General features: G+C 69.5%; 16 protein-coding genes. 7 read left to right on the top strand and 9 right to left on the bottom strand.

The window, feature by feature from the left end:
• Positions 1-2 precede the first annotated feature (2 nt).
• On the bottom strand, positions 3-2768 hold the full coding sequence (locus AC3FOF_RS18230) for a winged helix-turn-helix domain-containing protein (RefSeq protein WP_488727356.1): 2766 nt from the start codon (positions 2766-2768) through the stop codon (positions 3-5).
• 148 nt (positions 2769-2916) lie between these two features.
• Entirely contained in the window at positions 2917-4461 is a 1545-nt protein-coding gene (locus tag AC3FOF_RS18225) for an AMP-binding protein (protein ID WP_017224657.1), read from the bottom strand.
• A 320-nt stretch (positions 4462-4781) separates the two neighbouring features.
• On the opposite strand from AC3FOF_RS18225, the gene AC3FOF_RS18220 reads away from it, so the two are divergent.
• Complete coding sequence (locus AC3FOF_RS18220; RefSeq protein WP_488727355.1) at positions 4782-5927, top strand: acyl-CoA dehydrogenase family protein; 1146 nt, start codon at positions 4782-4784, stop codon at positions 5925-5927.
• A gap of 47 nt (positions 5928-5974) precedes the next feature.
• Positions 5975-7210: an acyl-CoA dehydrogenase family protein gene (locus AC3FOF_RS18215; protein WP_488727354.1), complete on the top strand. Its 1236-nt coding sequence runs from the start codon at positions 5975-5977 to the stop codon at positions 7208-7210.
• Between the two features lie 22 nt (positions 7211-7232).
• Here the strand turns inward: AC3FOF_RS18215 and AC3FOF_RS18210 are convergent, their stop codons facing one another.
• From AC3FOF_RS18210 to AC3FOF_RS18185, 6 genes are all read right to left on the bottom strand, one after another.
• On the bottom strand, positions 7233-7607 hold the full coding sequence (locus AC3FOF_RS18210; protein WP_276268270.1) for a DUF7696 family protein: 375 nt from the start codon (positions 7605-7607) through the stop codon (positions 7233-7235).
• Positions 7608-7646: 39 nt separating this feature from the next.
• Entirely contained in the window at positions 7647-8342 is a 696-nt protein-coding gene (locus AC3FOF_RS18205; protein ID WP_488727385.1) for a helix-turn-helix transcriptional regulator, read from the bottom strand.
• Positions 8343-8886: 544 nt separating this feature from the next.
• On the bottom strand, positions 8887-10464 hold the full coding sequence (locus tag AC3FOF_RS18200) for a fatty acid--CoA ligase (RefSeq protein WP_488727384.1): 1578 nt from the start codon (positions 10462-10464) through the stop codon (positions 8887-8889).
• A 65-nt stretch (positions 10465-10529) separates the two neighbouring features.
• Positions 10530-11312, bottom strand: a complete 783-nt coding sequence (locus AC3FOF_RS18195) for an SDR family NAD(P)-dependent oxidoreductase (protein WP_276268271.1) — start codon at positions 11310-11312, stop codon at positions 10530-10532.
• A 291-nt stretch (positions 11313-11603) separates the two neighbouring features.
• The gene (locus tag AC3FOF_RS18190; protein ID WP_017226708.1) at positions 11604-11849 is read right to left on the bottom strand and encodes a GlsB/YeaQ/YmgE family stress response membrane protein; all 246 of its coding nucleotides are present in this window, start codon (positions 11847-11849) and stop codon (positions 11604-11606) included.
• A 37-nt stretch (positions 11850-11886) separates the two neighbouring features.
• Positions 11887-12354, bottom strand: a complete 468-nt coding sequence (locus AC3FOF_RS18185) for a DUF3761 domain-containing protein (protein WP_488727383.1) — start codon at positions 12352-12354, stop codon at positions 11887-11889.
• Between the two features lie 376 nt (positions 12355-12730).
• Between AC3FOF_RS18185 and AC3FOF_RS18180 the strand changes: the two genes are divergently transcribed.
• Together AC3FOF_RS18180 and AC3FOF_RS18175 are read left to right on the top strand one after the other, a co-directional pair.
• Positions 12731-15109, top strand: a complete 2379-nt coding sequence (locus AC3FOF_RS18180) for a mechanosensitive ion channel family protein (protein WP_488727353.1) — start codon at positions 12731-12733, stop codon at positions 15107-15109.
• A 339-nt stretch (positions 15110-15448) separates the two neighbouring features.
• Positions 15449-16600, top strand: coding sequence for a helix-turn-helix transcriptional regulator (locus AC3FOF_RS18175; RefSeq protein ID WP_488727352.1), 1152 nt, complete (start codon positions 15449-15451; stop codon positions 16598-16600).
• A 22-nt stretch (positions 16601-16622) separates the two neighbouring features.
• Here AC3FOF_RS18175 and AC3FOF_RS18170 read toward each other — a convergent pair whose 3' ends face one another.
• Positions 16623-17522 carry a LysR family transcriptional regulator gene (locus AC3FOF_RS18170; RefSeq protein WP_488727351.1) on the bottom strand — a complete coding sequence of 300 codons (900 nt, stop codon included), beginning with the start codon at positions 17520-17522 and terminating at the stop codon, positions 16623-16625.
• A gap of 146 nt (positions 17523-17668) precedes the next feature.
• Between AC3FOF_RS18170 and AC3FOF_RS18165 the strand changes: the two genes are divergently transcribed.
• The 3 genes from AC3FOF_RS18165 (at position 17669) to AC3FOF_RS18155 (ending at position 20531) form a co-directional block, all read left to right on the top strand.
• Positions 17669-18877: a CaiB/BaiF CoA transferase family protein gene (locus AC3FOF_RS18165; protein ID WP_488727350.1), complete on the top strand. Its 1209-nt coding sequence runs from the start codon at positions 17669-17671 to the stop codon at positions 18875-18877.
• Between the two features lie 93 nt (positions 18878-18970).
• Positions 18971-19432, top strand: a complete 462-nt coding sequence (locus tag AC3FOF_RS18160) for a MaoC family dehydratase (RefSeq protein ID WP_276267504.1) — start codon at positions 18971-18973, stop codon at positions 19430-19432.
• A gap of 37 nt (positions 19433-19469) precedes the next feature.
• A complete protein-coding gene (locus AC3FOF_RS18155) occupies positions 19470-20531 on the top strand; it encodes a tripartite tricarboxylate transporter substrate binding protein (protein WP_488727349.1) in 1062 nt (353 codons plus the stop codon).
• Positions 20532-20548: the final 17 nt, after the last annotated feature.

Below are 20548 nucleotides of genomic sequence, written 5' to 3'. Positions count from 1 at the left end.
CGCTACAGCAAACCCAGCTGCCGCGCGATGGCGACCGCCTGCGTGCGGTTGCTGGCGCGCAGCTTGGCGCTGATATTGCGCAAGTGCGTGCGCACCGTGGTCTCCGAGACGAACAGCCGCTCGGCCATCGCCACATTGGAGAAACCCTCGGCCAGCAGTTGCAGCACTTTCCGCTCCTTGGGCGTGAGCGGCTCCAGCAGGCCGTGGCGCGCCTGCATGGCGGCCGGGTCCGCCGGCTCCGGCACCCCGCCGCAAGCCTGCAGCAAGCGCTCCACGTAGGCAGCGGGCAGCGCGCCGCCCTGGCGCACGCAGGCTTCGCCCACCAGCCGCCGGACCTCGGCGCCTTCGTCGGCGAAGATGCGGATGAAGCCTTCGGCGGCGCCGAAGCGCAGCGCCTCTCCCATGGCCTGCAGGGCCTGCGCGGCGTCGCCGGTGCGCTGGCAGGCCAGCGCCAGCAGGATGCGCAGCTTGAGCGCCCGCCGCATCAGCTGCGCCCGCTCGGCGGCGGCTAGTTCGGCCGCGATGGCCTGGCGCGTCGCGGCCGAAGGCTCGGCGAACAGCGCCAGCCGCAGCTGCCCCATGGCCACGTCCTCGAGATCGTTGGCGAATGAGCTGACGGCGCTCACGCCCGGCCTGGCCCGCCATAGCGCGGGGTCCGCGGCATGCTGCAGCGCCTCCCCGGCGGCATGCCGGTTGCCTTGCAGCAAGGCCAGCCGCGCGCGTTCGAGCATGGCGCCCAGCACCAGCCGCGGCAGGCCGCGATGGTGGCCGAGGTGTTCGAGCGCGGCCAGCCATTCGTGCGCGCCGTCGACATCGCCGCGCTCGCAGGCAATGCGGGCCAGCACGGTATGGCCGGTGATGATCTGGTCGGGCAGCCCGAGGTCGCGCGCCAGCGGCACGTAGACATTGAGCAGGCGCTCCGCGCGCTCGCGCTCGTTGATCTCATAGAGCGCGTCGGCCAGCAGGATGCCGGCCATGGCGTTGCCGTTGGTGGGGCCGTAGCGGTTCGGCAGCATGGTGCTGGCGGCGATGCGAAAACGCGCCAGCGCTTGCTGCAGCCGGCCCTGGCGCAGGTCGATCAGCCCCTCCACCGACTCCGAGAAAATCTTGTTGAAGTTGCTGTCCGAGCCGCGCACCACCTGGCGCGCCACGCCCAGCAGGCGCCGCGCCTCGCGGTAGTCGCCGGTGACCGCGGCCATGCGCGCCATCGAGGTGGCGAGGATGGAATCCGGGAAGGGATAGCCCATCGGCAGCGGCAGGGGATCGTCGCGGCTGTAGGCGCGCGCTTCGTCGAAGCGGTCCATCATGTTCAGCAGCATGTGGCGCAGGGCACGCACATGGGCCAGCAGGTCGCCCTCGGCGCCGGCCAGCGGAATGGTCTGCAGCAGCGCGATGGCGTCGGCCGGACCGCGCGTGAAGGACAAGGCCCAGACATGGGCGATCTGCAGCTTGGGCCACGCCGCCATGGCGCCTGCCGGCACGGCGTCGAGCCAGCGCGTCAGCAGGCGCATGCGGCCCTGGGCCAGCAATTCGTCAACGGTGCCCGCCAGTAGCGGCAACGCGTGCCCCACCGCCCCGGCCGCCAGCGCATGCTCGATGGCGGGCACCGGACGGCCCTGCTGCTCGTACCAGCGCGAGGCCGCCATTTGCAGCGCCGGCACCTCGGCCTGCGCGGCCTGCTGGAGTTGCGCGCGCAGGAAGCTGGAAAACAGGCTGTGATACCGATACCAGCGCATGCCGGCATGCGTGGGGCGCTCCACGCCGCCGCCATGCCGCTCGCCGTCCAGCGGCATCAGGAACAGGTTGGCCCGCTCCAGCCAGGCCAGGATCTCCTCGCTGTCGGCGGTGCCGCAGACGGCATCGCAAAGAGGGCCGCTGAGCTGGTCGAGGATCGAGGTACGCAGCAGGAAAGCGCGCACCGCGTCGGGCAGGTGCAGGTAGACGTCTTCGACCAGGTAATCGGCAATGGCCGCGTTGGAGCCGGAGAAGCCGGCGATGAATGCATCCGGCTGGCCGCGCCGCTCCAGCGCGACCGAAGCCAGCCACAATGCCGTGGCCCAGCCCTCGGTGCGCCGGTGCAGCGTGGAGATGGCAGCGGGCTGCAGCGCCAGGCCGCGCGCGCTGCGCAGGAAGGCATCGGTTTCCTCGGCGGTGAAGCGCAGCTGCGCCGGCTCGATCTCGAGCAGCTCGCCGCGCGCGCGCAGGCGCGCCAGGCCGGATTCGGGCACCCAGCGCGTGCCCACCACCAGACGCCCGCTGGGCGGCAGCTGCTCCACCACCTGCCAGACCAGCCCGGCCACGGCGGGGTTCTGCAAGGCTTCGAAGTCGTCCAGGAACAGCGTGAAGGGGCGATCGTGGCCGGCCATGCGGTCGATCAGCGCCAGCGCCTGCTCGCCGACCGACTGCGGCGCCGCCACCGCGGTGGCTTGCGGCGCACCGCCCTTGCGCAGCACCAGGTCGAAGGCGGCTTCCAGCGAGCCGAGAAAGCGCGTGGCGTCGTTGTCCGCACGGTCCAGCGTGAGCCAGGCGGTGGCAACGCCATCGGCGTCGAGCCGTGCGCGGCATTGCAGCATGGCGGTGGTCTTGCCGAAGCCGGCCGGCGCGCGCACCAGCACCAGCTTGACGAAGCCGGCGGCGCACACCGCGTCGCAAATGGCGCGGCGCTCCACCTGGAACGGGGTCAGCATGGGCGGGCGCAGCTTCGCCACCAGGGTGGCGGCGCGGGCGGCGCCCCGCTGGCCCGCGCTGGTCTCCTCGATTGTTGCCATTCGCCGTGTCTTCCTGTTGGCGTCGGCACCCGCACCAGGCGGATGCCGCACGATCGGCACCGGCTTATGATTGCCGGCTGCTGGCGCCGCATGCGCCAGGGATCGAACGGCTGATTATGGCGTAAACGCCCGCGCGGCACCCGGCGGGCTACACCAGCCGGCCTGCCCGCCCCTCCCAGTAGCGGTCGCGCAGCAGCCGCTTGAGCAGCTTGCCGGTGGGCAGGCGCGGCAGTTCGGCGGCAAAATCCACCGAGCGCGGGCATTTGATGGCCGACAGCCGCTCGCGGCAGAAGCCGATCAGCTCCTCCGCCAGCGCCGGGCCGGCCTCGGCCATGTCGAGCGGCTGCACCACCGCTTTGACTTCCTCGCCGAAATCCTCGTTGGGCACGCCGATCACCGCCACGTCCAGGACCTTGGGATGGGTCATCAGCAGGTTTTCGGCCTCCTGCGGATAGATATTGACGCCACCCGAGATGATCATATTGGCCTTGCGGTCGGTGAGGTAGAGATAACCGTCCTCGTCCACGTAGCCCACGTCGCCCAGCGTGGTCCAGCCCGGGTGCACCGGGTGGCGCGACTGCGCGGTCTTGTCGGGGTCGTTGTGATAGACGAAGCTGCGCCCTTCGGCAAAGTAGATGGTGCCGGGCTCGCCCGGCGGCAGCAACGCGCCGCTGTCGTCGCAGATACGCAGCTGGCCGATCGTCGCCCGGCCCACCGTGCCCTTGTGGCTGAGCCAGTCGGCCGAAGCGACCGCGGTGGAGCCGTTGCCTTCGGTGCCGGCGTAGTACTCCCAGATGATCGGCCCCCACCATGCGATCATCTGCTCCTTGACGGCGACCGGGCAGGGCGCGGCGGCATGCACCGCAAAGCGCAGGCTGGACACGTCGTAGCGCCGGCGCACCGCCTCCGGCAGCTTGAGCATGCGCGAGAACATGGTGGGCACCACCTGGGTATGGGTGATGCGATGCGCCGCCAGCAATGCCAGGAAGGTCTCGGCGTCGAAATGCTCCATCACCACCGAGGTGCCGCCCAGCTGCTGCACCGCCATGTTGTAGCGCAACGGCGCGGCGTGGTAGAGCGGCGCGGGCGAAAGGTAGCGGGTGTCCGCGCCGAACTGGTAGAGCGACTGGCACATCAGCGCCAGCGTGCCCGGCACATCGATCTGCTGGTTGGCCGGGGGCGTGAATACGCCCTTGGGCCGGCCGGTGGTGCCGGAAGAGTAAAGCATGTCGGTGCCGGCGCATTCGTCGTCGATGCGCCAGCCCGGGTATTGGGCAAGCGCCGTTTCATAGGCGGCAAAGCCGGGCACGGCGCCGTCCATCATCAGGCGTGCGCCAAGCGCCGGCGCCTTTGCCGCCACGCCTTGCGCGACGGCGGCCTGCGCGTGCGAGGTGACCAGCATCTTCGCGCCGCTGTCGTTGACGATATGCGCTGCATCGTCCACGTTGAGACGGGTGCTGATGCAGACATAGATCAGGCCGGAACGCTGCGCGCCCCAGCACAGCTCGAACAGGCGCGGATGGTTCTCCAGCAGGAAGGCCACCCGCTCGCCCGGCTGCAGCCCATGGTCGCGGAACAGCCGCGCCACCTGGTTCGAACGCTCGTCCAGCTCACGGTAGGTGACGACGGTGCCGCCGGTCATGATGATGGCCGGCTTGTCCGGGGTGCGCTGCGCGTGAACATGCGGGTGCATGGCTGACCCTCCTGGAAGTGGGGTGTGGCGGAACTGGGAAGCGGATGCCGAGGCAGGCGGATGTCGAAGCATCGGGCCGGGGTGAAGTTGGCCACGACAAAGGCAGCCCCAGGGCACATTCTCGGGACAGGCGCCCGTTGCGGGCATCGTCCGAAGCGACGAACGCACCCTGATGCAGCGCCGCAAATCGCAGCCGCCGCCCCCGCTGCCTGCGCGCCGGGGGCCGGGCGATTCGTCGCATCCGACGATGCGGCGCCGCCACCCCTTCCCATAATGGCAGTTGCCTTCAAACACTCCAGCAACCGCGCCGAGGACCCAAGGTGGATTTCCAATTCAGCGAAGAACAATCGATGCTGCGCGATACGCTCGCGCGCTACCTGGCCGATCACTATGGCTTCGAGGCCCGCCAGGCGGCGATCCGCTCGCCCTCGGGCTGGCGCCCGGCCTGCTGGAAAGCGCTGGCGCAGGAGCTCGGCCTGCTCGGCGCCGCCTTTCCCGAGCGCTTTGGCGGGCTCGGCGGCAGCGCCGTCGAACACATGATCGTGATGGAACAGTTTGGCCGCCATCTCGTGGTCGAGCCCTATCTGTCGACCGTGGTGCTTGGCGGCGGCGCCTTGCTGCATGGCAGCGAAAAACTGGCCGCCGACTGGCTGCCGGCCATTATCGGCGGCGAAGCCACGGTAGCCTGGGCGCACGCCGAACCGCGCAGCCGCTATTGCCTGCACGACGTGGAAACCGCCGCCACCCGCAGCCAGGGCGGCTGGCGCCTCTGCGGCCACAAGGCGGTGGTGGTGGCCGCGCCGTGGGCCACCCACCTGGTGGTCAGCGCGCGCACCAGCGGCGCGCGGCGCGACCGCGACGGCATCAGCCTGTTCTGGATCGAGCGCGGCGCGTCCGGCGTGACGCTCCAGGAATACCCCACCGTCGACGGCTCGCGCGCGGCGGATATCCGCCTCGACAATGTCTTCGTGCCGGATGGCGGCATGCTGGGCGCGGAGGGCGACGCGCTGGCCCTGATCGAGCGGCTGAGCGACGAGGCCGCGGTGGCGCTGTGCGCCGAAGCCGGCGGCGCCATGAGCCGCATGCTGGGCGATACGGTGGACTATGCGCGCCAGCGCAAGCAGTTCGGCGTGCCGATCGCCACCTTCCAGGTGCTGCAGCACCGCATGGCCGACATGTATGTGCAGCTCGAACAATGCGTGGCGCTGACCCAGGTCGCCGCCATGCAGGCGGGCGCCGACCCCGCGCAGCGCGCGCTGGCGGCCAGCGCCGCCAAGGCGCACGCGGGCCAGGCTGGCAAGCTGGTGGGCCAGGCCGCGGTACAGATCCACGGCGGCATGGGCGTGACCGAAGAACTGGCGGTGGGGCATTATTTCAAGCGCGTCACCGCCATCGACCTGCAGTTTGGTTCGGCCGAACACCACCTGCGCCGCTACGCCGACCTGCTCTACCCGGCCGCCGCATAAGCGCGCACGACCACGCCCCGCACTGACGAACATCCCGAGGCCCATCGATGAATCTCGATTTTTCCCCGCAAGAGCTGCAGTTCCGCGACGAGGTGCGTGCCTGGATCGCCGAGGCTTACGACGATGGCCTCAAGGCCCTGATGGCGCGCACCAAGAACGGCTACCTCGACAAGGAAGGCCAGGTACGCTGGCAGAAGAAGCTCTTCGAGCGCGGCTGGGCGGCGCCCAATTGGCCCGAGGAATACGGCGGCCCGGGCTGGACCCCGGCGCAGCGCTACCTGTTCCAGGCCGAAACCGCCGCCGCCGGCTGCCCGACCGTATCGCCGATGGGCCTGAAGATGGTCGCCCCGGTGATCATGAAATACGGCACGCCAGAGCAAAAGGCACGCTTCCTGCCGCCCATCCTCAGCTCCGACATCTGGTGGTGCCAGGGCTACTCCGAACCCAACTCCGGCTCCGACCTGGCCTCGCTGCAGATGCGCGCCGAGCGCGGCAGCGACCAGCACGGCGAGCACTACATCCTGGACGGCTCCAAGATCTGGACCACGCACGCGCAATGGGCCGACTGGATGTTCTGCCTGGTGCGCACCAGCCGCGATGCGCGGCGCCAGGACGGCATCTCCTTCGTGCTGGTGGATATGCGCACGCCCGGCATCACGGTGGCGCCGCTGCCCACGCTGGACGGCCCGGTCGACGGCCAGCAGGAAGTCAACCAGGTCTTCTTTGAAAACGTGCGGGTGCCGGTTGCCAACCGCATCGGCGAGGAAGGCATGGGCTGGACCTATGCCAAGTACCTGCTCGAATTCGAACGCGGCGGCAGCTATGGGCCAATGCTGCGCCAGCAACTGGGCAAGGTGGCGCGCATCGCGGCCAACGAGCCCGGCGAGCATGGTGCCCGCCTGCTGGACGATCCGGCATTCCGCCGCAAGCTGGCGGAGCTGCATGTGCGTGCGGCGGCGCTGGAAGCGAGCGAGCTGAGGCTGTTCTCCAGCGTGCGTTCCGGCACCTCGATCGGCGCCGCGTCCAGCATGCTCAAGCTGGTTGGCACCGAGACCATCCAGGCCATCAGCGAGCTGGCGGTGGAAGCGGCCGGACCGTATGCGCTGCCCTTCGTGCAGGATGGCTGGGCGGTGCAGCAGGGGCGCACCTCCGCCCCGAGCGCCGGGCCGGACTATGCCGCGCCGCTGGCGCCGCGCTATTTCAACTACCGCAAGGCTTCGATCTACGCCGGCTCCAACGAGATCCAGCGCAACATCATCGCCAAGCTGGTGCTGGGCCTCTGAAGCCGTCCTGCCAGGCCGCCGCTCAGTGCAACAGCGCGCCAGCCGGCCGCCGGACCGCGCGGGCGGCGCCGGCATCGCAGGCCGTGCCCGCTTCGCAGCCGGCGCACCCGGCGAAGGGCTCCATAGCCTGGGCCTCGCCGGCTTGCAGCGCCTGTATCACGGTGGCCCGGATCGACTCCGCCTTGAGCAGCAGGCGCAAGGCGACATCCGCGCCCCGGCTCGACGCCACGCGCTCGATAAAGCGCGTACGTGCCGCTTCTCCCAGGGTCGCCACGTGCGCGGCTTCGCACAGCACATGCCAGGCGGCCGGCTGTCCATCGAATTGCCGGCGGCGCAGCAGCAAGGCCGCGTCGATGGCGGCGGCAATCTCGGCATCCCTGACGTTGTGATCGGACATCGCAGTCTCCTGAATGGATAGTGGGTTCGGCACCGGCGTTCAGGCGCCGGCGGCGCCGCGACGGGAGCTGCCGGCCTGCAGCCTTGCGCCACGCTGGCGCGCGGCATGGATCGCCTCGCTCTTGCTGCTCACCTGCAGGCGCTGATACACCAGTGCCACGTGGCGCTTCACGGTAGCGATCGAGATATTGAGCAGCCGGCCGACGGTCTTGAGCGGATAGCCGTGCGACAGCAATACCAGCACCTCGTACTGGCGCGGCGTCAGCTTCAGCATGCGCGCCTCGTCGCGCGGCAGATCGATGCGGCCACGGGGCGGGGCCAGCGCCTGCAGCCGCACGGTGGGATTCGGCGCGCTCGCGCCATGCCAGCGATCGTCGTCGGACAGGACCAGCCGGATGGCCGCCTCGATCGCCCCAAGCGAGGTGCGCTTGGGCAGCCACGTACAGATGCCGCGCGCCAGGTCGGGCGGTAGCAACGGCGGCGGCGCGCCGTCGACGAGCAGCAGCAGGTACTGCGTGGGCAAGACCGTGCGCACGGCTTCCAGCATCCGCCGCGCGCGCGCCGGCTCCGGCGGCATGCCGAGGAGCACCATCGCGATGTCGTTCAACTGTCCGCGCAGCTGGACCAGCTCGAGCAGATCCACGCAGATCACCTGCCCGAAGCCATCGATGCCGCCGAGCATGCGCAGCAGGCCGAGCCGCATTAGCGGGTTGTCTTCTATCAGCAGTGCATTCATCACGACATGCCCCTGCCGGAAACCGTGCGAGCGGAATCCATCGTGCTTGCTCCCATTGGCCGAGCGCCGATCCGGTTGAAACGGTGAGCGGTATTCGCGGCGGCGCCGTTGCAAGGCATACTGCAAGCCGTGTGCCAGGCGAACCGGCGGCCCGGCATCAGCGAGGGAGGATTGCACTTGCGGGAAGGGAGAACCAGCCCGCCCGGGCAGGCGCTGCTGCGCCTGGCGGCTTTTCATGGAAGGGTGGGAAGCGCTTTCTCGCGTTCGCCGGGCAACGCCTGCGCGTGCCTGCGCGGCGGCCTGCGTGTTACGCGTTACGTAACACGTTCCTGATGGATTTGTCGTGGCGCTGCGATGTGGCGATGCAGTTGGGGGCCACTGCTGGACAAGGCCGTTGGCTTCGGTTCTTGCGGCACCTGGCCAAACCACCCCTCCAGCCCTCCCCCGGTTGCTCTCCCCATGAGGGGGTGCCACAGCCGTCGTCATTGCTAACGGTTCCGGCGCATCCCGTCAGCTTCGCTTCCGTGTCCCCGGGGTGGCCACGTCAATGGATCCGCCTGCTATACCCCTCCCAGTAAGGCTCCCGCAGCTTGCGCCGCAGCAGCTTGCCGGAAGGGTTGCGCGGCAGCGCATCGACAAACTCGATGCTCTTCGGAAGCTTGAAGCCGGCCAGCCGCTCCCGTGCCCACGCCACGATGCTGTCGCGGTCCGGCGTCATGCCCGGGCGCGGTACCACGATGGCCTTCACCGCCTCGCCCCATTTCTCGTCGGGCACGCCGATCACCGCCACGTCGGCCACCTGCGGATGCCCGTAGATCGCGCTCTCGACCTCGGCCGGATACACGTTCTCGCCGCCGCTGATGATCATGTCCTTGACCCGGTCGTGGATGTAGACATAGCCATCGGTGTCGAGATAACCCGCGTCGCCGGTGCGCAGCCAGCCGTCGGCGTCGATGGTGCGCGCGGTCTCGTCCGGCTGTTTCCAGTAGCCAGCCATGTTCTGCGGCGAGCGGATCATCAGCTCGCCCACTTCGCCGGGCGCAAGGCGCCGCCCTTCCCAGTCCACCACCACCACCTCCACGCCGGGCAACGGCTTGCCGGCCGCCCGCATGCGCGGTACGTCCTCGGTAGTGTGGTCTTCCGGCGGCAATGCGACCACCGTGCCGGTGGTTTCGGTCATGCCGTACTGCTGCGCGAAACCGCAGCCGAACACTTCGATGCCCTCGCGCAGCAGGGCGGCGGGAATTGGCGCCGCGCCGTAGAGCAAGGTTTTCAGGCGTGAGTAATCGACGCTGCGCGCGCGTGGATCGCGCAGCACGAACTGCATCGCCGCCGGCACCAGGAACAGCTTGCTGATACGTTCGCGCTCGAACAGCGCCAGCACCGCGGCGGGATCGAAATCGCGCGTGATCACGCCCTTGGCGCCCGCCAGCAGGCTGCGCAAACCCCAGCCCGAGCCGCCGATATGCGCCACCGGCATTGCCACCAGGGAGATATCGTCGTCGGTCCAGCGCGACCACGGGATATCCTCGCGCTCGCTTGCCTCGGTGCCGGCAGTGAGGTTGCGGTGGGTCAGCATCGCGCCCTTGGGGCGCCCCGTGGTGCCCGACGTGTAGAGCTGCAATACGACGTCGTGCGCGGCGGACTGGTGCGCCGGCGGCACGGGCGCATGCGCGTCGCGCCAGGCCGTGTAGGCGGGCCAGTCCGCCACGCCGTCTTCCATGGCGATCACCGCGCGCACCAGCGGCAGCGACGGCAGCAGGTTGCGCACCATTTCCGTCGATTCCGGCCCGACGAACAACAGCGCGGCATCGCAATGGCCGACGATGTAGCCGACCTCCGGAGGCGCCAGGCGCCAGCTGGCCGGCGCCATCACGGCACCGATCTTGCCCGCGCCCAGCAACAGCTCGAAATAATGATCGCAGTTCTTGCCGACATAGCCGATGCGGTCCCCGGGGCCGATGCCGCCGGCCGCCAGCGCCTGGGCAACGCTATCGGTGTGGCGATCCAGCTCGCGATACGTGGTGAGCCTGCCCTCGAATGCGTAGGCCACCGCATCGGGCCGCCGCAGCGCGAAGTGACGCAAAGCGTGCGGCAGTGTGGCCAGGTAGCTGAAATCCATTCCCATCGGCATCTCCTTCTCTCGGTCCTGCTGCAGGCTTGTGTCACTCCCATGCGGGCGGCGGATCAGCGCGGCGCCATGCGGATGGCGCCATCGAGACGTACCGCTTCGCCATTGAAATAGCTGTTGCGGCACATCTCCAGTGCGAGCGAGGCAAACTCTGCCGGCTGGCCCAGCCGCTTGGGGAACGGTACCGAGGCGGCCAGGGCGGCCTTGACGTGCTCCTGCGCACCCTGCAGCAACGGCGTGTTGAAGATGCCGGGCATGATGGTGTTGACGCGGATGCCCTCGCCCGACAGGTCGCGCGCGATGGGCAGGGTCATGCCGACCACGCCGGCCTTGGAGGCCGCGTACGCGGCCTGGCCCATCTGCCCGTCCTGCGCCGCCACCGAGGCAGTGTTGATGATGACGCCGCGGTCGCCGTCGCGTGCGTCCAGCGTCAGCATGCCGGCTGCCGAGCGCGCCAGGCAGCGGAACGAACCGATCAGGTTGATCTGGATGATGCGTTCGAAGGCGTCCGACGGAAAGAACTTGATCTGGTCGGGCGCTTCCTTGGCGCGGGATGCCGTCTTGAAGGCGTTGCCGGTGCCGGCGCAGTTGACCAGGATACGTTCCTGCCCAAGTGCGGCCCGCGCCTTGGCGAAGCCGGCCTCTACCTCGGCCTCGGAGGTCACGTTGACCTGGCAGAACACGCCGCCGAGTTCGCGTGCGACCGCTTCGCCCTTTTCCGCGTTCATGTCGAACAGCGCCACGCGCACGCCGTGCGCCGCCAGCGCGCGCGCCGTGGCTTCGCCCAGGCCCGAGGCGCCGCCCGTGATCACTGCCGTTACCGATGCATCGAGTTCCATCTTTTCTCCACGTCTTCGTCGTATGTGCCGATGCGTTCCGGACTGCGCGCGCGACCACGCGCCAGTGGCGGAATGCCTTGGTCCGGCGGGCCAGAAAACCGGCAGCCGGCGTGGTATGGAGATTCGGGGATGACGGCGCGGCACGCATCGTCGGAAGCGACGAATGCACGAATGCGCGTCCGGGGCGGGAAAGCGGGAGAGTGAACAGGCGGCGGCATGGCTGCGCCACTGCGCACGGGACGCACCCGCGCGCAGCGGCTTGCAGCAGCCTGGATGACTCGCGCAGCTGCGCTAACGCCTCGTCGCCAGGTGATACAGCGCCAGCAGGATCACGGCGCCCACCACCGCGCCGACAAAGCCGGCGGTCTGGCCGGGCCGGTACCAGCCCAGGAATTGCCCAAGGAAGGTCGCGGCCAGCGAACCCAGGATGCCCAGGCCGGCGGTGAGGAAGAAGCCGCTCGGTCCGCGCCCGGGCGTAAGCATGCGCGCTATCAGCCCGGCGAAAAAGCCGATGAGAACAACCCAGATCAGGTGCATGTCATGCGCTCCGGCGATAGTGCGTAGTGCGCGGGGTTCACCCGCAGGCCTTGCCATGTTCGGCATGGAAACCTTGCGCGGTGGCCTGGGCCTCGGTCATGTAGGCGCCGTTCTTGGTCTTGCCATACCAGCGCGAGCCGGCGCAGTGGTAGACCTTGGAGGTCTTGTTGACCCAGACCTGGCCGGGCCCGCCACCCGGCGCGGCAGTGGCGGCGGCAGCGGTGGCGGCAGGCGCCATCGGCTTGGCCGCCGGCATGGCGGGCGTGGCGGCGGTGGCGGGAGCAGTGGCTGCAGGGGCGGCGGCCATCGGCGCGGCGGGAGCGCTGGCGGCGGCCGCGCCGTGCCACTCCTTCACGCCGCCATGCCCGGCGCACGCGCCCTTCTTGGAAGCGCCGAAATAGCTGCTGCCGTCCTTGCAGGTACCGGTAGGCGTCTGGGCGGCGGGCGCGGTCTGGGCGCGTGCCAGGTGCGGGATCGAAACGCAGAGCGCAGCGGCCAGCAGCATGGGCAGGCCGACGCGCAGGTTGAACAAGGCGCGCGCAGCGGCGATGGCCGAAGCAGCTGGTTTGGCGGGGTTGGCTCTCACAGCATTCATGACAGGCTCCTGCGGTAACAATGCCATTGGGACAAAGGAAACGACACAGGGCTGCACACAGCCGCAACCCGACCGACACGCAATACTTCACTCAACGGCCTGCACCGCCACTCCGTTGACGCCGGACGGCTGGCGCTTGGCCGGGGCACGTAACACAGGCCTCAAGCCAGCGGATGTGTCCCCGAATGCCCACAATGGTGCGGCACCTGCCGGCGTGTGCCGTATGTGCAATGCGCTAAAGTGTTGAGCATCCCCCGGTTCGCGGCCGGGCGCTTTCGACAATGCCATGCAACCCCTGAACAGGTCCCCGATGACGCTACCGGCCGCAGGCCAGCCCGGCGCTGCGCCGCCATGTCCGCACGCACCGCGCCAGGCCAGGCATGCCGGGCCCGCCTGCGCGCTGGCGCGCCTGCTGGTGCAACTGCTGCTGGCACTATGGCTGGCCCCGGCGGTGCTGGCCGCACCGCCGGGGCTGTCCCAGCTGGCGGCGGCGGTGAAGGCGGATGCCGCGCCGGCATCGCAGCCGTCCGCCAGCGCACCGCTGGCCCAGTCGCTCGACCAGGTGATCACCACGCTGCAGAGCGACAAGGACCGCAAGGCGCTGGTGGATCAGTTGCAGACGCTGCGCAAAGGCATCGATGCCAGCGCCGCCTCGGCGCCGGCCCCGGGCCTGCTGGGCGCCTTGGCCGAGGCGGTCGATCACCTCGACACGCGCATCCGCAAGGACACGGGGCCATGGCACTACTGGCGCTGGCGGGCCGGCTTCGCGGGCGAGGAATGGCACAACGCGCTGACCCTCGGCGGCACCCGTTCCGCCATGGTGTCGCTGCGGGAATTCGCCACCGTGCTCGCGGCCTGGCTGCTGGCGGGCGGGCTGCTGCTGGAACTCGGCCGGCGCGTGCGCAACCGGCGCCTGCAGCCGCGAGCGCACGCGGAATTGCCGGCGGTGCCGTCCTGGGTGGATGTGGGCATGTACATGCTGCGCAGGGTGGCGCCATGGGTGGTGGCGTTCGCCCTGGCGATGATGCTCTCCGGCACCGTGTTCGGGCGCTCGCCGGCCAGCGTGGCCGGCATGGTGATCGCCTATTCGGTCGTGGCCGGGGCCGTGCTGGGCGCGGTGTGCCAGGTCATCTTCGCGCTGTTCAGCTCGGCGCATCGCGCCCACGCGGTGCGCGACCTGCTGCTGCACTCGCGCGGGCTGCTGTTCGCCACCGGCATCCTTGCCGCCCTGGGGGACGTCACCACTGACGCCCGCGTGGTAGCGCCGCTCGGCACCAACCTGTCGGCGCTGATCTCCACCGTGGCCAATCTCGCCGCAGCCTTGCTGATCGCCTGCTTTACCCTGCGCTTTCGCCGGCAGATCGGCCAGATCATCGCCAACCGGCCGCTCGCGTTCCGCCAGGCGCATCCCGCTATCATGGACCTGCTGCGGTTGTTGGGTGCGGCCTGGCACCTGCCGGTGCTGGCGGTAGTGGTAGCGTCGGTGGCGGGTACCGTGCTCGCCACCGGCCATGCCGACGAATTCCTGCGGCGCACCGTCGCCTCGGTGGCGCTGTTCGTCGCGGCGCTGCTGCTGACGCTGGTCACCGGCCGCTCGCCCAAGGCCACACGGCGCCCGCCGCGCATCCGCGACCGCCAGCGCTCGGCCTACCTGGCGCGCTTCGGGCGCTTCGCGGTAGCGCTGGTGCGGGTGGTGATCTGGTTCGCCTTCCTTGAGCTGGGCAGCCGGATCTGGGGCGTCTCGCTGATTTCGGTGGCCGAGTCGACCTCGGTCGGCAAGCGCATCAGCGAGGCCGTGTTCAGCGTCACCAGCACGGTGCTGCTGTCATGGCTGGCGTGGCTGCTGGTCGACACGGCCATCACCCAGACCCTGACGCCGTCGCATAGCCGCGGCCAGCCGCCCAGCCTGCGCGCCAAGACCATCCTGCCGCTGGTGCGCAACGCGCTGTTCGTCACGCTGCTGGTGATCACGCTGATCGTGGTGCTGGCCAACCTTGGCGTCAACGTGACGCCGCTGCTGGCCGGCGCCGGCGTGGTCGGCCTGGCGATCGGCTTCGGCGCGCAAAGCCTGGTGCAGGACCTGATCACCGGCCTGTTCATCGTGGTGGAAGACTCGATCGCCGTCGGCGACTCGGTGGAGCTGCCCGATCACGCCGGCACCGTAGAGGCCATGACCATCCGCACCGTCAAGCTGCGCGACGGCAAAGGCGCGCTCCATGTCTTGCCCTACAGCCAGATCAAGGCCATCAAGAACCTGTCGCGCGGCTATGCCTACGCGGTGTTCAATATCGGCGTGGCCTACGGCAGCGATCTCGAGCAGGCCATCGAGCTGATCCGCGAGACCGGCGCGGAGGTGTCGCGCGATTTCCGCTACGCGCGCAACCTGCTGTCCGCCCTCGACATCCTGGGACTGGACCGCTTCGACCCCAACGGTTCGGTGATCCTCGCCCAGTTCAAGACCCGGCCCCTGACCCAGGCGGAAATCACCCGCGCCTTCAACGTCCGGCTCAAGCGCAAGTTCGACCAGCATGGCATCAGCATGGCAACGCAGCGGGTCACGGTGCAGGTGGAAGGGCCCGCCCTGCCGGCCTCCCGGGCCAGCGGGATGGCGGCCGGGGCGAGCGGTGCAGGCGCCGTCGCCCAGGACGCACCCAAGCCGGGCTGAGCGGTGGCCAGGCCGGGCAAGGCGCACGCAGAAACGGGTACGCCTTGCCTTCTTGTCCGGACATGCCGGCATGGCGCTGCCTGGCGGCCATTTCAGCGTCTGAACCGCTGAATGCTTGGCTAGACAACATTACCCGTTTGCGTACTGATGCACCGATGCGCATAATGCCGCCACGCGGTAACGCGGGAACGGGCGCCCAAGGGAATCGGACGCCACTATCCTGTCCGATGGCACGTGTCGCGCGCCACCCCGGAGCCGGCCAGCAGCAGCCAGTCGTAGCGGCGGACCTATAAAAAAAGCAGCAGTAGAATCAGGCGCAAGCCACCGGGGAAACACACCATGGGCGAACATCCGTTGGCGGATGAAGATTTCCATCGTCTGATCGATTCGATCTACGAATCGGCGCTTGACATCACGGCCATGCCAACCGCGCTTGGCCTCTTCTCCCGCTATACGGACACGGACAGTCCCCACTACCTGGTATGGGACAAGCTCGCAGGGCAGGCGCGCCTCGGCGTCACCCCGCATGGCTGTTTCGCGGCGCAGGGCGGACACGTGCCGGAGAGCCTGTACGCCCTGGCCAGCCTGCCGGCGCGCGCGCTGGCCGCCGCCCACGCAGCCGACGGGCAGGACAGCGCCCTCTGGCCGGAGCCGCCGCACGACACCGATCTGGCCCATGGCATCCGCCTGCTCGACACCGCCGAAGTCTGCGTGCTAATGGGCAGTGCAGGCAGGGATGCCGGACCGGGCGGCACCCCCGACGGCGCACTGCACCGCAGCCGGCGGATCGCGCGCGTGTTGCCGCACTGGGCCCGCGCCGCGCGCATGCAGCAGCGCAACTTCGAGCTGAGCGGGCTGGCCGCCCTTGGCCTTGCCAGCCTCGATACGCTCGACTTCGGCGTGATGGTGTTGCAGGCCGATATGCGCGTGCGCTACGCCAACGTCTGGGCCGAAGCCCTGGTGCAGGCCGATCGCCAGCTGGCGCTGGAAAACGGCGTGCTCAAGGCCCGCGACCAGACCCTGCGCGCGACCCTGTACAAGTTGCTGGAGCGCGCCGTCCAGCCGCGCGGCAGCGAGCCGGCGGCAGGTTCATGGATGCATATCACCTCGGGCGGGCAGCCGGTACCGATCATCGTGCTGCCGCTGGTCTCGCGCCAGCCGGTGGAAGGCCCATGGCAACTGCCGTTCGCCATGGTGCTGATGGGCAATTCGGAATCGCGCTCCGTGCTCGACAGCGCGGTGCTGACATCGCTGTTCGGCCTGTCCCGCAAGGAAAGCCTGGTTGCCATCCGGCTTGCCGCCGGCGAAACCCTCAACGAGATCGCCGATCACGAATTCGTGTCGCCGCACACGGTACGCGTGCATATCCGCGACATCCTGCGCAAGACCGGCACCCATCGCCAGAGCGAGCTGGTGCGCCTGCTCCACCTGCTGCCGGGCGTGGCGCTGCCGCGCGCCCCCACGGCGCACGGCGTCCGCGCGCCAGCCTGATTGCACCGGCGGCACCGGCGGGTCAGGCCACAGGCGCCGCCACGGCGCGCGCCACCGCCATGAGGCGCTGCACCTGGCGGTCGTCGCTGTCGGCCGGGGTCGCCAGCGCAATGCCGATCGGCGCCGCCGGCCGCGGGCTGGCCAGCCGCAGGAAGCGCACGCGCCGGTTGATGTAGCGCGCCGCCACGCTGGGCACCAGTGCCACCCCCAAGCCGCTCTCCACCAGGCTGACGATGGTCTGCACCTGCACCGCCTCCTGCGTCACGCGCGGCACGAAGCCGGCCTGCTGGCACAGCAGCATGGCGATGGCCTGCAGGTTGGGCACGTCGGCGCTCGGGTGCATGATGAAAGGCTCCCCGGCCAGCGCTTTGAGGGCGATCGCGTCGCGTCCGGCAAAACGGCTGTCGGCCGGCACGGCGGCGACGAACTCGTCGGTCTCCAGCGGCATCAGCGCATAAGCCCCGGCGCTCAGGATGGGAAAGCGCACCAGCCCGGCATCCAGCTGGTGGCGCTCCAGCCGGTCCAGGATCGCGGCCGAGGTGGATTCGTGCAGGATCAGCTCGATGCCCGGATGCGCCTCGCGAAAGGCCGGGATCAGCTTGGGCAGCAAGGCATAGGTGGCTGAACCGACAAAGCCCACCCGCAGCGCGCCGCGCTCGCCGTGCGCCGCCGCCAGCGCCGCCGCGCGGGCCTGGCCCGCGTGGAACAGCGCGCGCCGGGCATCGTGCAGCGCCGCCTCGCCGGCCTGGGTCAGCCGCACCCCGCGCGAGGTGCGCACGAACAGCGGCGTGCCCAGCGCCTCCTCCAGCTTGCGGATCGAGATGGACAGCGGTGGCTGCGCCATGTGCAGGCGCTCGGCCGCGCGATGGAAGTTGCCGGTCTCGGCCAGGGCGACAAACTGCTGAAGTTGACGAAGGTCCACGCTGATATCCGGTGAATATCGGATCCTAAAAATCTAATATTAGACGCAGGCGATCCCCCTGCACTAACCTGTGGCCATCGGATTTCGCGTGGCCAACCTTCGGCTTCGCATAAGCCGGCACCAGGACAAACAGGAGACAGCCAGGCATGTTGCCCCTCTCAGGCATCCGCGTGATCGACCTTTCCACGGTCGTGATGGGCCCTTACGCCAGCCAGTGGCTGGCCGACCTCGGCGCCGAAGTGATCAAGGTGGAGCCGCCCGAAGGCGATTCCACGCGGCGCACCGGCCCCGCCGCCGAAGACGGCATGGCGGCGATCTTCCTGGGTGTGAACCGCAGCAAGAAGAGCGTGGTGCTCAACCTCAAGCTGCCCGCGGCGCAGGCCGCGCTGGAGCGCCTGCTGGCCGGCGCCGACGTGCTCATGCACAGCATGCGCCCGCAGAAGCTGGCCGGGCTCGGGCTGGATCCCGCCGCCACCATGGCGCGCCATCCGCGCCTGGTCTATGTGAGCCTGCTGGGATTTGCCGAAGACGGCCCGTATGGCGGCCGCCCGGCCTACGACGACGTCATCCAGGGCCTGTCGGGCAATGCCGCGCTGATGGCCGAGCAGACCGGCACCGTGCGCTATTTCCCCACCATCGCGGCGGACAAGACCAGCGGGCTGGTGGCGGCGCTGTCGATCTCGGCCGCCATCGCCGGCCGCGAGCGCCAGGGCGGCAAGGGAGCGCTGGTGGAAGTGCCGATGTTCGAGTCGATGGTGGCCTTCAACCTGGTCGAGCATCTCTACGGCCAGCATTTCGAGCCGCCGCGCGGCCCCAGCGGCTATCCGCGCGTGCTGGCGCCGTTGCGCCGGCCCTACCAGACCGCCGACGGCCACGTCTGCATGATGCCGTACACCGACGCCCACTGGCGCGACTTCTTCACCGCCGCCGGCCGCCCCGAGCTGGCGGTGGACACGCGCTTTGCCGGCATCGCGGCGCGCACCCGGCATATCGAGACGCTGTACGAACTGACCGGCGAGATCGTGCGCGCGCGCACCACCGAGGACTGGCTGGCGCTATGCGAGACGCTGCAGATCCCGGTCGCGCGTGTCAACCAGCTCGCCGAACTGGTGGACGACCCGCACCTGCGCGCCACCGGCTTCTTCGACACGCTGGAAGATCCGGCCATGGGCACGCTGCGCTTTACCGGCGCGCCGGTGCGTTTCGACGGCGAACGCGCGGCGCCCGCCCTGCCGCCACGCCTGGGCCAGCACACCAGGGACCTGTTGGGCGAAGCCGGCCTGAGCGGCCAGCAGATCGACGAACTGGGGCGGGCTGGCGCGGCCTATTGCGCGCCGCCGCCCGCCAATGGCTGAGCCGCGCAACGCATGCGGCTCCCGCTATACCCGCTCCCCCTCCTAACATAAAGGAAGCCGGCCACCCGACGCCGGCCATCACCAGGAGAAGCCGTGCCCCATACCCAACTCCCCCGTCTCGGCCAGGGCTTTTATTGGCAAGACATCAAGGAAGGCCAGGCCTTCCAGACCTTCCGCCGCACCGTGACCGAGACCGACCTGATCAACTTCATCTCGGTCACGGGCATGGTCGAGGCCATCTTTATCGAGGCCGGCTACGAGGGCAGCGCCATCCAGGGGCGGCCGGTGCCGGCCGCGCTCACCTATGCGCTGATCGAGGGTTTCATCCTGCAGACCATGATCCAGGGCACCGGGCTGGCCATGCTGGAGCTGACCCAGAAGATCATCGCCCCGGTGGTGGTCGGCGACACCATCTGGGCCACCGTCACGGTCGGCGGCATCCGGCCGACCTCGCGCAATGGCCGCGCCGTGGTGGACTCGACCATCGAAGTGTTCAACCAGCGCCATGAGCGCGTCATGACCTATACCGCCCGGCGCTTGCTGGCCGGCCGCTAACCGCTGGCGGCCAGCCGCCACTACCGGAGGAGACGAGATGCCAGAGCAGGACAAAAAAGACGGCAGGCAAGGCAAGGCAGATAAAGGGACCCACGCGCGGGCCGGAGCGGCCGTTCGCCGCGCCCGCCGCGGGCTTGTCCTGCTGGCCCCTGCGCTGCTGGCGCTCGCCGCGCTCCCGGCGCCCGTGCTCGCGGCCGGCGCCGATTTTCCCGGCCACCCCGTCAGGCTGGTGGTGCCGTTTCCGCCCGGCGGGCCCACCGACCTGGTCTCCCGCATCATCGCCCGCAAGATGTCGGAGGAACTCGGCCAGCAGGTGCTGGTGGACAACCGCCCCGGCGCCAATGGCAATATCGCCGCGGAGCTGGTCGCCAAGGCGCCGGCCGACGGCTACACCGTGCTCTACAACACATCGTCGATCGCGCTGAGCCCGGCGCTGTACAAGAAGCTGTCCTACGATGTGCGGCGCGACTTCGCCCCGGTGGCGATGACGGCGATGGTGCCGCTGGTGCTGGAGGTCAACGCCCTGGTGCCGGCGTCGAGCCTGGCCGAGTTCATCCGGTACCTGAAGGCCAATCCCGGCAAGCTGACCTACGGCTCGGCCGGCAACGGCAACGTGACTCACCTGGCGGCCTTCCTGTTCCTGCAGGCCAATGGCCTGTCGGCGGTGCATGTGCCGTACAAGGGCAGCGCACCGGCGCTGACCGACCTGGCCGGCGGCCAGGTGCAGTTCATGGCCGACACCATCAACTCCTCGCTGCCGTTCATCCGCGACAAGCGCATGAAGGCACTCGCGGTGACCAGCAGCACGCGCAGCTCGCAGTTGCCCGACGTGCCCACCGTGGCCGAGACGGCGATACCGGGCTTCGACGTCGGCGCCTGGCAAGGCATGCTGGTACCAGCCAGGACGTCGCCCGATATCGTGCACAGGCTCAACGCCGCGACCCAGAAGGCGCTGGCCTCGCCGGACGTGCGCGCCAGCCTGGCGGCGCAGGGCGCGGAGCCGCGCGGCTCCAGCCCCGAGGCCTACGGCCGGTACCTGGCGCAGGAGATCGAGCGCTGGCACAAGGTGGTGAAGGATTCGGGCGTGACGCTGGACTGATCCGCCGCCGCCCGCCA

This window comes from Cupriavidus sp. 96C5-1 (assembly GCF_057798855.1).
The sequence above is the reverse complement of the archived record's forward strand: the minus strand, read 5'-3'. Positions and strand labels throughout refer to the sequence as shown.